The 13,291-nt window shown below is 44.1% G+C and carries 11 protein-coding genes; 8 read left to right on the top strand and 3 right to left on the bottom strand.

What is annotated here, in order from left to right; translation table 11 throughout:
* Positions 1-137: 137 nt before the first annotated feature.
* Positions 138-455, bottom strand: a complete 318-nt coding sequence (locus AY607_RS14460; RefSeq protein WP_064096688.1) for an ArsR/SmtB family transcription factor — start codon at positions 453-455, stop codon at positions 138-140.
* A 281-nt stretch (positions 456-736) separates the two neighbouring features.
* Between AY607_RS14460 and cysK the strand changes: the two genes are divergently transcribed.
* The 4 genes from cysK to AY607_RS14440 all read left to right on the top strand — a co-directional run bounded on the left by cysK (position 737) and on the right by AY607_RS14440 (position 5,264).
* Positions 737-1,735, top strand: a complete 999-nt coding sequence (gene cysK, locus AY607_RS14455; protein WP_064096689.1) for a cysteine synthase A — start codon at positions 737-739, stop codon at positions 1,733-1,735.
* Positions 1,736-1,919: 184 nt separating this feature from the next.
* Complete coding sequence (locus AY607_RS14450) at positions 1,920-4,613, top strand: heavy metal translocating P-type ATPase (RefSeq protein WP_064102921.1); 2,694 nt, start codon at positions 1,920-1,922, stop codon at positions 4,611-4,613.
* A complete protein-coding gene (cueR, locus tag AY607_RS14445) occupies positions 4,613-5,020 on the top strand; it encodes a Cu(I)-responsive transcriptional regulator (RefSeq protein WP_064096691.1) in 408 nt (135 codons plus the stop codon). The genes AY607_RS14450 and cueR overlap by 1 nt, the downstream gene beginning before the upstream one ends.
* Positions 5,021-5,069: 49 nt before the next feature.
* On the top strand, positions 5,070-5,264 hold the full coding sequence (locus AY607_RS14440; RefSeq protein WP_064102920.1) for a heavy-metal-associated domain-containing protein: 195 nt from the start codon (positions 5,070-5,072) through the stop codon (positions 5,262-5,264).
* Positions 5,265-5,358: 94 nt separating this feature from the next.
* Here the strand turns inward: AY607_RS14440 and AY607_RS14435 are convergent, their stop codons facing one another.
* A complete protein-coding gene (locus AY607_RS14435) occupies positions 5,359-5,964 on the bottom strand; it encodes a TetR/AcrR family transcriptional regulator (RefSeq protein ID WP_064096693.1) in 606 nt (201 codons plus the stop codon).
* A 499-nt stretch (positions 5,965-6,463) separates the two neighbouring features.
* Between AY607_RS14435 and AY607_RS14430 the strand changes: the two genes are divergently transcribed.
* From AY607_RS14430 to AY607_RS14420, 3 genes are all read left to right on the top strand, one after another.
* The gene (locus AY607_RS14430; protein WP_064102919.1) at positions 6,464-8,245 is read left to right on the top strand and encodes an acyl-CoA dehydrogenase C-terminal domain-containing protein; all 1,782 of its coding nucleotides are present in this window, start codon (positions 6,464-6,466) and stop codon (positions 8,243-8,245) included.
* Between the two features lie 83 nt (positions 8,246-8,328).
* Positions 8,329-9,498 (top strand): thiolase family protein, encoded by a 1,170-nt coding sequence (locus AY607_RS14425; RefSeq protein WP_064102959.1) that lies wholly within the window; start codon positions 8,329-8,331, stop codon positions 9,496-9,498.
* Positions 9,499-9,623: 125 nt separating this feature from the next.
* Positions 9,624-11,120 (top strand): succinate CoA transferase, encoded by a 1,497-nt coding sequence (locus AY607_RS14420; protein ID WP_064096695.1) that lies wholly within the window; start codon positions 9,624-9,626, stop codon positions 11,118-11,120.
* A gap of 106 nt (positions 11,121-11,226) precedes the next feature.
* Here AY607_RS14420 and AY607_RS14415 read toward each other — a convergent pair whose 3' ends face one another.
* Positions 11,227-12,294 (bottom strand): putative zinc-binding metallopeptidase, encoded by a 1,068-nt coding sequence (locus tag AY607_RS14415; RefSeq protein WP_064096696.1) that lies wholly within the window; start codon positions 12,292-12,294, stop codon positions 11,227-11,229.
* A gap of 402 nt (positions 12,295-12,696) precedes the next feature.
* Between AY607_RS14415 and AY607_RS14410 the strand changes: the two genes are divergently transcribed.
* Positions 12,697-13,140, top strand: a complete 444-nt coding sequence (locus AY607_RS14410; RefSeq protein ID WP_064096697.1) for a GNAT family N-acetyltransferase — start codon at positions 12,697-12,699, stop codon at positions 13,138-13,140.
* Positions 13,141-13,291 lie beyond the last annotated feature (151 nt).

The following is a 13,291-nucleotide window of genomic DNA, read 5'->3' as shown; positions in this document are numbered from 1 at the left end:
CTAAGAAGTCTTAGCTGTTCTAAATATGTGATGATTCATATTTAGAATCATCGGAACAAGTCACATTGCATCTAAAAATCTGGAATTCTGATTTTTATAATGTAAAACACCCTTAATGTCTAAAATTTAAATAACCATTAATTTACCTTATTGCTGCAATATAATTGGTAAAGTGTATTTAAGACGACAATCAAATTTTGGTCTTTAATTGAATAATAAATCTGTTTGCCATTACGCCGGGTATGGACTACATCACTTTTACGCAGCATCATCAGCTGCTGGGAGAGCGTAGGCTGTTTGATTTCAGTCATTTGCTCGATTTCTGAAACATTCAGTTCCGCTTGTGACAGATGGCATAAAATGAGAAGACGGTCAGTATTGGCCAGAGATTTTAAAATGCCGACGACCTGTTCTGCTGAATTGCGCATGGTCGTGATTTCAAAATCGGTTTTCATTCAATATATCCATTATAAAGTTACAGCCAGTCAATTATACGGGGCTGGGTCCTTAATACATTGCTAAAAACAGTTAAGTTTTATGGTTTTTAATGAATTGAATTATCAATTAAAATTATATTTTAAATATTGATAGATAAGATAAATTTATTGCAGCATGTGAGAAGCATTTTAGTTCTCATTCGTGCAATGAAGTGCAAGTTTCATCAAACATCTACAAAGCACAAAAATGCTTGTATGATGTTTAAATGACTTGAACCAATAACATCAGGGATATCATCATGAGTACAGATTCAGCTTTTCCAGTACCGAGTAATCTAGGTATAGCGGTTTATAGTAATAATGCAGAGGCGATTGGAAATACACCACTTGTTCGCATTAATCGTGTGATTTCAGGTCCAGCCAATGTACTTGCAAAAATTGAGAGCCGTAATCCTGCATTTTCAGTAAAGTGTCGTGTGGGTGCAGCACTAGTTGCTGATGCAGAAAAGTCAGGCAAACTCAAGCCGGGGATGCATATTGTGGAGCCAACCAGTGGCAACACTGGGATTGCACTGGCTTTCGTTGCTGCAGCCAAAGGCTATGATATTACTTTGACCATGCCATCGAGCATGAGTATTGAGCGCCGTAAAGTGGTCAAAGCGCTAGGTGCTAATCTGGTACTGACAGATCCGGCTAAAGGCATGAAAGGGGCAGTAGAAGAAGCACAACGTCTAGTCAATGAGAACCCTGAACTGTACTACCTGCCACAGCAGTTTGAAAACCCGGCCAATCCAAAAATTCACGAAGAAACCACAGGACCAGAAATCTGGGAAGCAACCGGTGGTAATGTGGACATTCTAGTTGCTGGTGTAGGCACCGGCGGTACCATTACCGGGGTTTCACGTTATTTTGAAAAAGTGAAAAACAAGCCTTTATATTCAGTGGCGGTGGAACCTGCTGAATCTGCAATTATTGGTCAGGCGAAGCGTGGTGAAACCCTAACCCCTGGACCACACAAAATTCAGGGTATCGGCGCCAACTTCATTCCAGGTAATCTGGAGCTGGACCTGGTCGATGAAGTGATTGCCATTAATAGCGCAGAAGCAGTTGAATGGGCACGTAAAACTGCCGCTCAAGAAGGTATCCTTGTGGGAATTTCATGTGGTGCAGCGATGGCAGCAGCGGCCCAGGTGGCTGCTCGTCCTGAAAATGCCGGCAAGAATATTGTGGTGATTTTGCCAGACGGCGGTGAACGCTACCTGTCTTCAATCCTGTTTGAAGATATTTCGGCTGACTAGAGTCCGGTACATTTTAGATCAAAAGTATCGCCATAAAAGCCCGACGTTATGTTCGGGCTTTTTATTGAGCTACATGCCTTCATATAAGGAAAAATAAAGAATTTATCCCAAAACCTTGACCTTCCCATAATAGTAATGTTTAAGCTATGGGATAGGTAGTGAATGGGCGAATGGAGAACACGGAATGAATATATCAGCGACTCCCCGGTTGCATGAACAACAGGTGCAGATTAGCGGTATGACCTGTGCCTCCTGTGTAGCTCGGGTGGAAAAAGCCTTAAAAAAAATTGAAGGCGTGGTCGAGGCATCTGTCAACCTGTCGACTGAAAAAGCTTTTATTAAAAGCCAGCAGCCGATTGCTGCCGCTGCGCTGGTTCAAGCAATTGAAAAATCCGGTTTCGATGTGCCGACGCAACAGTTTGATTTGAATATTGAAGGCATGACCTGTGCATCCTGTGTGGCTCGCGTAGAAAAAGCACTCAAAAAAGTAGAGGGTGTGCTGGATGCACAGGTCAATCTGGCCACTGAAAAGGCGCATGTGAGTGCGATCAATTCTGTGCCATTATTTAAACTAACTCAGGCGGTACAAAAAGCCGGTTTTGATATTCAGACTGACCGGATTGAACTGGCAATTGAAGGTATGACTTGTGCTTCATGTGTGGCACGAGTCGAAAAAGCCTTATTGAAAGTAGAAGGCGTCAGCGAGGCGCAGGTCAATCTAGCCACCGAAACTGCCTGGGTGAAAGCCTCGCACTCCCAGATTCCGGCATTGATTGCTGCTGTGGAGAAAGCTGGTTATCAAGCCACACTAAAATCCGGTACCGATCTCTCAGCCGAGAATCATGTGGCTTTTCAGGAAAAGAAAGCCAATGAAACTGCACAGCTGAAACGCGATTTATGGTTGGCACTTGTTCTGGCAATTCCCGTATTTATTCTGGAAATGGGTTCACATCTGATACCAGCTTTTCATCACTGGATTACCCATACACTGGGAACACAAAACAGCTGGTACATCCAGTTCGTATTGACCACCTTGGTACTGCTGATTCCAGGACGACGTTTTTATCAGCATGGGATTCCAGCTTTATTACGTCTGGCACCAGATATGAATTCTCTGGTCGCAGTCGGAACCATTGCAGCTTACGGATTTTCCTGTATTGCGACCTTTTTTCCGCAGCTGTTACCACAGTCCACCGTGCATGTGTATTTCGAAGCGGCTGCCGTCATTGTTACGCTGATCTTGCTGGGGCGTTATCTGGAGGCCAAAGCCAAAGGGAAAACTTCGGAAGCGATTCAGTATCTGGTCGGTTTGCAGCCGAAAACAGCCCGAGTACGACAAAATAATCACTGGGTTGATCTAGCCATTGCTGATGTGCAGCAAGGTATGCTGATTGAAATCCGTCCGGGTGAAAAAGTTGCTGTCGATGGTGAAGTTGTTAGCGGGCAAAGTTATATCGATGAAGCCATGATTAGTGGTGAACCTTTACCTGTGGCCAAACAGGTTGGCGATCAGGTCGTGGGGGGTACGGTAAACCAGAACGGAACCCTGCAAATCAAGGCCACTGCGGTCGGACAGGATTCGGTGCTGGCACAGATTATTCAAATGGTAGAACAGGCGCAAGGCTCAAAATTGCCGATTCAGGCCGTGGTCGATAAAGTAACCTTATGGTTTGTACCTGCGGTCATGGCGCTAGCGGCCTTGACCTTTATGGTATGGTTCCTGTTTGGGCCTGAGCCGAATCTGACCTACGCATTGGTAAATGCAGTTGCTGTACTGATTATTGCCTGTCCATGTGCGATGGGACTGGCGACTCCTACCTCGATTATGGTCGGAACTGGACGTGCAGCAGAACTGGGCGTGCTGTTTCGTAAGGGCGAAGCATTGCAGTTATTGCAGCAAACCAAAGTCGTCGCACTGGACAAAACTGGAACCTTAACTGAGGGAAAACCGCTGCTGACCGACTTTGAAGTTACGGCAGATTTTAATCAGCAGGAGGTATTGCAGCTCGTCGCTTCAGTGGAGGCTAAATCTGAACATCCGATTGCTCATGCCATCGTTCAGGCTGCCCGCAAGCAAGAACTTGAACTGAGTGAAGTAACCGATTTCGATTCGATCACTGGTGCAGGGGTCAAAGCACAGGTTGCCGGTCAGCAGCTGCATATTGGTGCGGAACGTTTGATGCAGGACTTGGGCTTAAATGTCGATCTGTTTAAGTCTGCTGCACAAAAACTCGGTGATCAGGGTCGCAGTCCCTTATATGTGGCAATTAATCAGAAGCTGGCTGCGATTATTGCCGTCGCCGATCCGATTAAACCAACTACTTATAGTGCGATTCAGGCCTTGCATGACCAAGGCCTCAAAGTAGCGATGATTACGGGTGATAATCAGCATACCGCACAGGCGATCGCCAAACAGCTGAAAATCGATCAGGTGATTGCCGAAGTCTTGCCGCATGAAAAAGTCGATGCAGTACGTCAACTCCAGCAGCAATATGGTGTGCTCACTTTTGTTGGAGATGGAATCAATGATGCACCGGCACTGGCCCAGGCCGATGTTGGTATGGCGATTGGTACCGGCACCGATGTCGCGATTGAGGCGGCCGATGTCGTATTGATGTCAGGCAATTTACAGCATGTGGCGACAGGCATCGGCTTGAGTCAGGCCACTATGCGCAATATCAAACAGAATCTGTTTTGGGCCTTTGTCTATAATATTGCCTTAATTCCGATTGCCGCAGGTGTGCTGTATCCGTTTTGGGGTATTCTGTTATCGCCAATGTTTGCCGCAGGCGCAATGGCATTGTCCTCCGTGTTTGTCGTTAGCAATGCCTTGAGATTAAAGGCTTATCAACCGGTGCAGTTTAAGGAGTCAGCGTGATGAATATTGGCCAAGCCGCAAAACGCTCAGGCATCTCTGCAAAAATGATCCGATATTATGAAGAAATTGGCTTGTTGCCCGCTCCGAAACGAAGCGATGCAGGCTATCGGGTTTATACTGATGCGGACATTAAAACCTTAAGTTTTATTCAGCATGCACGTGAACTGGGATTTTCATCGGAGCAGATGAAAGAACTGCTGGGCCTGTGGCTGAACAGCTCACGCCAGAGCAGCGAGGTCAAACAGCTGGCTCAAAAGCATATCCAGTTTTTACAACAGAAAATTGCCGATATGCAGCATATGCTGATGATATTACAGCAATCGGTGGAGCAGTGTGCCGGCAATGAACAGTCCGATTGCCAGATTTTAAAACAGATTGAACAAGGTGTCAGAACTGAGCAGCAATGACATGCGCTGTATTCACATCAATTTTTAAATCGATCCTATGGAGCTAAACATGAAATTCCGTATTGAAAACATGACTTGTGGTGGCTGCGCACGCAGTGTCACTGCCACAATTAAAGATCTGGATGAAAATGCCACAGTAAATGTTGACGTGGCCAGCAAGCTGGTCGAGGTTGAATCGAGTGTGAGCGAATCCGAGATTGTTGCAGCTTTAACTGAAGATGGTTTTCCACCTGTGGCAGCCTGATATTGATCAGATAAGATGACATAAAATATTTTTATAAACTCATAGTCTAGAATAAAAAATGCCTGAATAAATCAGGCATTTTTTATTCAGATCATTATACCGACGAAATTTTATCCGGTGTCATGAGTGCCTGATTAATATACAGCTTGATCAGACGTTCGCGTGAACCAATCGCTTTTTGATAATTGCTTGAATTTAATAACAGTGAGGCACCATAGGTCACAGTCCAGATATAAGATAAATAATCCCGAATCGACATGGCGCTTTCTAAAGCAACCAGATAATCATGAGTGATATCTTTAATCCGGAGAATCCGTTCTTCACGAATACGATAAAGCTCCTGAAATAAATCTTTCAGATTCTTTTCATTATTGGTTAAACGCTCTTCGATGACATGCAACAGAATGGTCCGGTTGGAATTAAGCATGTGATAGAGCATATATTGTGAAACATAATTTTTAATATCATTATTATGCTTTTCTGATATTTCAAGAATTCTTTTTTCATTGAGAATAATTAATTCTAAATATAACTGGTTCTTGCTTTTAAAATGCTTGTAGATGGTTCCTTTGGCAATATCCAGTTCACTGGCGAGTTCACTCAAGGTGATGTCCTGATTATTGTCAAGCAGCAAACTCTCTGCCATGTTCAGGATCTTCTCTTTACGAAGAAGGAAGTTCTGCTGTCTTACAGTCATCATCTTCTTGGTCCATACTTTTTGAAAAACAACCTTCCAAGAATATGCAATTTTGCACGTGATTACTATAAAACTAAGGTCGTGATATTTATCTTATTTTGTATATTTATGCAGCAACTGCTGACAAATAAAAATAGACAGGGTGACAAGCTCAAAATATTGTCAAGAAAATTGAACCCTAGAGATCAACTTTGCTAAATAAAATTCCATTTCCCGTATATTTATTTTATTGTTTCAGCGCACCAAGCTAAATCCTTTGATGGTATTAAGCCCGCATTCATCAAGGTTTTGCGCAGAATACAGAGCAATATTAAGCTGACATATTCAGTAGATTATACTGGACAAGAAGATGTGAGTTTCAAAGCAGTTTTATGAGTCACTTTATATATTCACTGTTGAATGAATTTGATATCAAGATTTTGCAATTGTCTGCAGTAAATCTAATCAAAATCAGAAAATACCTGGCAACAGGATTGAGTATCACCATTTTAGGAAGTTGAAAATGCCGATTTATAATGCGCCGCTGAAAGATATGGAATTTATTTTAAATGATGTATTTCAGGCTGAACAATTTTGGCAAGGTAACGAAAATCTTGCACATCTCGATATGGCGACTGCAAATGCGGTTCTGGAAGAAATGGCAAAATTTTCAAAAAATGTCATTCTTGATCTGAATCGTCCTGCAGATGAAGAGGGTGGTGCTCAGTTTAACAATGGTGTGGTAACGACACCCAAAGGTTTTAAAGAAGCGTTCAGACAGTTTGCCGAAGGTGGCTGGGTAGGCTTGGGTGCTCCTGAAGAATGGGGCGGACAAAATATGCCGAAAATGTTGACCGTACTTGCCGATGAAATGATCTGGAGCACCAATCCATCTTTCATGCTTTACCCCCTATTAACGGTGGGTGCAGGTATGGCCATCAATGACCGCGCCTCCCAGGAACAAAAAGAAACTTATTTACCAAAATTCTATACAGGTGAATGGTCGGGCACCATGTGTCTGACTGAACCACATTCCGGCACAGATCTTGGCATTATCAAGACCAAAGCTGAACCGAATGAAGATGGTTCATACAATATTACCGGCACCAAAATTTTTATTACCAGCGGCGAGCATGATCTGAGTGAAAATATCATTCATCTGGTGCTGGCAAAAACTCCGAATGCACCCGTAGGTTCACGTGGTATTTCCCTGTTTATTGTGCCGAAATTCCTGGTCAATGCAGATGGATCACTGGGTGAGCGTAATGCAGTATCTGCCGGTTCAATCGAACATAAAATGGGAATTAAAGGCTCGGCGACCTGCGTCATGAACTTTGACGGCGCCAAGGGCTATATGGTTGGCAATAAAAATGAAGGTCTGGCCGGCATGTTCGTGATGATGAACTACGAACGTTTGTCTATGGGAATTCAGGGCATTGGTGCAGCAGAATTTGCCTACCAGAATGCGGCACAATATGCGACGGACCGTTTACAGGGCCGTGCATCAACTGGTGCAAAATCTCCAGAAAAACCAGCCGATTCAATTCTGGTGCATGGTGATGTACGTCGTATGCTGCTCAATGTGCGTGCCAACAATGAAGCTTCACGTGCGTTTGCGGTGTATGTAGGTCAACAACTGGATATTACCAAATACTCCACCGACCCTGAAGCGGTGCGTAAAGCAACTGACCGTGTGGCGCTGTTAACGCCAATCGCCAAAGCTTATTTGACCGACAAGGCACTGGATTCTGCACTGGAAGCGCAAATGTGCTTCGGTGGTCATGGCTATATCCGTGAATGGGGCATGGAACAGTGTATTCGTGACCTGCGTATTTCACAGATTTATGAAGGCACCAATGGCGTGCAGGCGATTGACCTGATCGGTCGTAAAACCACCAAATGTAATGGCGCTTATATCGCAGAATATATCGCGGAAATCCGTGAATTTGCCCAAATTTTAGATGATTCATTGACGATTAAAGCTGTGACTCTAGAAACCTGCCAGCAACTTGAAGACATCACCAGATTCATCGTCGAGCAGTCTAAGCTGAACCCTGATTTTGCCAACTCGATTGCTGTCGATTATTTACATGCGGTTGGGCTGCTCAGCTTTGTCTATATGTATGCGCGGATTAGTAAAGCCGCTGCAGCCAAAGATGACAGCTACTTCCAGAATAAACTGGTACTGGCCAATTACTATATTGCCAAAGTCCTTCCGGATTTAAGTGCAAGAATTCAGCGTATTCAGGCAGGTGCGGAACTGGTGATGCAGTTGCCTGAAGACTATTTTACTGCACAGGCTTAACCCGCAATAATTGCGAAGGACCAGCTCTACAGCGCTTTGGTTATGTAGGGTTGATAACAATGATGAAAAAGGATGAAACTAAAATGATCATAATTGTAGATGCAGTACGTACCGCGATGGGCGGTTTTCAAGGTTCACTTTCAAGCTGTACCGCGCCGGATTTGGGTGCTGTGGTGATCAAGGAAGCAGTGGCACGTGCAGGTCTGTCGGTCAATGATATTGATGAAGTGATTATGGGCTGCGTACTGCCAGCCGGCTTAAAGCAGGGCCCGGCACGTCAGGCCATGCGCCAGGCGGGTCTACCTGATTCCACCGGGGCGACCACGATTAATAAAATTTGTGGTTCAGGCATGAAGGCGGTGATGCAGGCAGCAGATGCAATCAAGGCCGGTTCAGCAGAGATTGTGGTTGCAGGTGGTATGGAATCGATGTCAAACGCACCATATTTAATGGACAAGGCACGGGCCGGATTCCGTATGGGGCATGGAAAAGTCATTGACCATATGTTCCAGGAAGGTCTGGAAGATGCGGAAACCGGCCTGTCTATGGGAATCCTTGCTCAGGAAATGGCGGATAAAAAAGGCTATACCCGTGAGCAGCAGGATGACTATGCAATTGGTTCCTTAAATAAAGCCGTGACCGCCGTTCAGCAAGGCTTCTTTAAAGATGAAATCGTACCGGTTACTGTCAGTAGCCGTAAAGGCGATGTGGTGGTGGAACAGGATGAACAGCCTTTAAATGCCAAGGCTGACAAAATTCCAACCTTACGTCCAGCTTTCAAAAAGGATGGAACAATTACTGCGGCAAATGCCAGCTCCATTTCTGATGGTGCTTCGGCACTGGTGATTACCTCGAGTGAAATTGCCGCGCAGCGCAACTTAAAGCCGCTGGCTAATATTGTGGCCTATGCCAGCCATTCGCAGCATCCATCAGAATTCACCATTGCACCAGTGGGTGCGATTGAAAAAGTCCTGAAAAAAACGGGTTGGGATGCTCAGGAGGTTGATCTTTGGGAAATCAATGAAGCTTTTGCCATGGTGACCATGTTAGCAATAGATGCTTTTAAACTTGATTCAGCAAAAGTGAACGTCAATGGCGGTGCCTGTGCGCTTGGTCATCCCCTAGGTTCTTCCGGTTCCCGAATTATTGTGAGCTTGATTCATGCCTTAATGCGTACTGGTGGCAAGAAAGGCATTGCAGCACTGTGTATTGGCGGTGGGGAAGCAACAGCGATTGCTGTAGAACTGATTTAAGTCTTTTCATAATTGCATGATCATATGCTCAAAGTAGCAAACTTAAATATTTTTTGAATTAGACCACAATGCTTCTGGTACGCCAGGAGCAGGCGTCTCTTTATTTTTAATTTTTGAGAATTTTTATGAACGGTTTAGAGCGTATTCGTTTGCTCGCATTACAAGATAAAGTAGTACCTGTAGAAAAAGCACTACAATTGATTCAAGACGGTGATGTAATTGGTTTGAGCGGGTTTGGCGGCGCCGGCGAGGTGAAAACTGTGCCTTTGGCATTGGCTGAATATGCCCGGCAGCATCCGATCCGTATTACCTTGGCGACAGGTGCAAGTCTGGGGAACCGGATTGATGGGAAACTGAATGAAGCCAACGTTATAACCCGCCGTTATCCTTATCAGGCTGATCCTTCTTTACGTCAGGCCATCAATAATGGTGAAGTGATGTATATCGATCAGCATCTTTCTGAACTGGCAGACAATATCCGTCATAAAAACCTTCCAGCAGTAAATATCGCCGTAGTTGCTGCAACTGCAATTACCGAAGATGGCCAGATTATTCCGACCGGTTCTTGTGGAAACTCGGCGAATTTCATCGAAATGGCAGATCGGGTCATTATTGAAATCGACACGACAATTAATCCGGTCCTAGAAGGCGTACATGATATTTATTTGCCTAAAGCCCGTCCAAACCGTGGTCCGATTCCTTTGACGCAAGCCAGTGACAAGATAGGCACAATCGGAATCCATGTTGCACCTGAAAAAATTGCTGCGATTGTCATTAATGAGATTCCGGATACTTCTTTCGCAATGGATGAGCCGGATGAAGAAACACTGGCGATTGCCAGCCACTTAATTCAATTCTTTGAAAATGAAGTCGCCGCAGGGCGGTTACCTGAAAATTTGGGGCCGCTGCAGTCCGGAGTAGGTTCCGTGGCAAATGCCGTATTTGCAGGTTTTGAACATTCTAATTTCAACCATCTGGAAATGTATTCTGAAGTCCTGCAAGACTGTACTTTCCAGCTTATCGATTCAGGAAAAATGACCTTTGCTTCTGGTTGTTCCATGACCCTGAGCGATGAGTGTGCGGCACGGGTGATGAAGAATTTTGATCAGTACAAAGATAAAATTGTGTTACGTCCACAGGAATTATCCAATAATCCTGAGCTGATTCGCCGTCTGGGTATAATTGCAATCAATACCGCACTGGAGTTTGATATTTACGGGAATGTGAATTCAACCCATGTCGCTGGCACCAAGATGATGAATGGTATTGGCGGCTCAGGTGATTTTACCCGTCATGCACATATTGCGATCTTTGTGACTAAATCCTATGCCAAAGGTGGTGCGATTTCGTCTGTGGTTCCACTGGTGAGCCATACAGATCATACTGACCATGACGTGGATATTCTGGTAACAGAGCAAGGTTTGGCCGATCTGCGCGGATTGGCACCACGTGAACGTGCCCGCAAGATTATCGATATTTGTGCTCATCCCGATTATCGCAAAAGTCTGAATGATTACTTTGAGCGCGCCTGTGCACATGGTGGTCAAACACCGCATTTGTTAAATGAAGCTTTGTCCTGGCATGCCCAGTTTGAAGAAACCGGTTCAATGAAAACGGCTTAATTGGTTTAATTATAGTAATTTCAAAACAAAGCCCGTCATTTACTACGGGCTTTGTAATATGAGTGATATGGAACGAGAAATTTAGGTTTACAGGTAATTGGTCAGGCTATTTGAAAACTTTTTCCAGCACATGCCGGTGAATAAATCGTAGCTTGTCTTTAACTGTTTCGTTCAACTTGAACGGGTAGGCATCTTCCAAGCCCATACAACGGTTTAAGGCATTCAGATTAAAAGTCAGGGTAATCCAGTTTTTAAGGATATGTTCAAAGTCCTGCCCACCAATCGGGCATTCTTTAAAATTCATGCTGGCCAGATAACTGCCATTGCCCTCAACACGAAGACCACCATAATAGGCAGTTTCCAGGGTTTCCATCATATGCAGATAATGCGCCCAGGTTTCTGCCCAGTCTTCCCAGGGATGGGCTGTAGCATAAGCACTGATGTACTTTTCCTGCCAGTTGATCGGCGCACCTTTGTTATAATGGCGTTCAAGTGCTTTGCCATAATTTTGCCGTTCATCCCCGAAATAATGGCGGAATTCATCGAGCAGCTCTGGGTGCATATGCTGCATGATGGCAAAATAATAATGTCCGCTTTCATGACGAAAATGACCTAATAGCGTCCGGTAGTTTTCACCCATATTCACGCGTGTGGTTTCCCGATAAACCACATCAGCCTCAATTGCATTTAAGGTAATGATCCCGTTGGCATGACCAATTAAAACAGGTTGGTCTTCCTGAGGCAGCAGGAAATCAAATCGCAGACCAAATGGATCATCCTCTGACTTTTTAGGCCGTGGCATCATGTTCATGCGCTGAGCCAAATACAGGAAACGGCGTTTGGCTTCTTCCAGCCGAAACCAGTAAATCAGGTTCTCTGAATTTTCCAGATCAGGAATGACATGGGTGAGCTGACAGGATTCACAAAACTCCTCGTCCTCATCGCTGGGAATCATCCAGTTACATACTTGATATTGAACGTAATTATGACAGGGTTTATAGCTGGCATGCTGGTAGTTCTTGGCAATTGGCACCCATCGTTCAGCACTCTGTTTTTCGAATGCACACAGATCTTTTTCCGAAGCAACATAACCGATCGGTGACAGACAATGATCACAAACTGATTTGTAAAAAAACAGCTGTTGCTTGCAGACAGCACATTCAAAATGTTTCATTAAACTCCCTGCAGGGAAGCGAACGACCTCAAATGTTTATCTTTGATGAACACCAAGAAAAGTTCAGAATGCCTACCTAAATTTCTTCCTGATAAAGAAATATCATAAAAATTTCATCGAAAATTCTATATGGATGAATTGTAAAGACAGGCTGCCTGATATTAAATGAAGCTTGGTTTTAATCAGAAAAGTATAGTTAAACAAGCTTTTAAATAAATGGATTTTTAAATAGAGTGAGTTGCTGTCTTGAAAATACGGACAAGGCGCAGAGAAGGATATTACCGAATATTCAGACCAGTTTTTAAATTTGGGGAAGTCCATTCAAGAACAGCTAAAGCAGCTAACTTTTAAGAATAAAAATTTTTTAATGTGGACAAGCTAATAAAGAGGGATTTAAAAAACATGAAAATCAGAAAAGCCAATATTCAGGATACTTGTGCCATTATCGATGTGATTGCACCCTTTGTCGATGCCGTGATCAGTTCAGAAGAGGGGCGCCAGCGCTTTCAGCCTGAGATGATTCAGGCCATTTTCGAGCGTCCGGACATTCATTATTTTGTGGCAGAAATCGATCATCAGGTGATAGGTGTCGTGGCTTATATGGAACCTGCACACTTCATGCATTTTTTCCTGAACCAAGCCTATCAGGGGCAGGGTTATGGCCGGCAAATGTGGCGCTTTTTAGAAGGCGAGATCCGCCGTCAAGGCCATTCAAGTATTACGGTAAAATCCAGTCTTTATGCCTTGGATATTTACAAGCGCTTTGGTTTTGTGGAAACGGGGAAATACACGGAACAACATGGAATCCGTTTTATCCCGATGCAAAAGGAATATCCGGATTGTTAAAAGCGGAATGAAAGGCCATCAGGCACAATTTTATATTCCAAAATTTTTCCAAAAAAATGGCCATTTTCTGACTGTTTTATAGGTGGTTTCACCTATAGCAATGTGCCATTTAACTAAATTTTCTCCAGACAAACACCTAGACTACTGCGCA

Origin of the sequence: Acinetobacter sp. SFA (assembly GCF_001647535.1) — a bacterium.
GTDB classification, from domain to species: domain Bacteria; phylum Pseudomonadota; class Gammaproteobacteria; order Pseudomonadales; family Moraxellaceae; genus Acinetobacter; species Acinetobacter pecorum.
The sequence above is the reverse complement of the archived record's forward strand: the minus strand, read 5'-3'. Positions and strand labels throughout refer to the sequence as shown.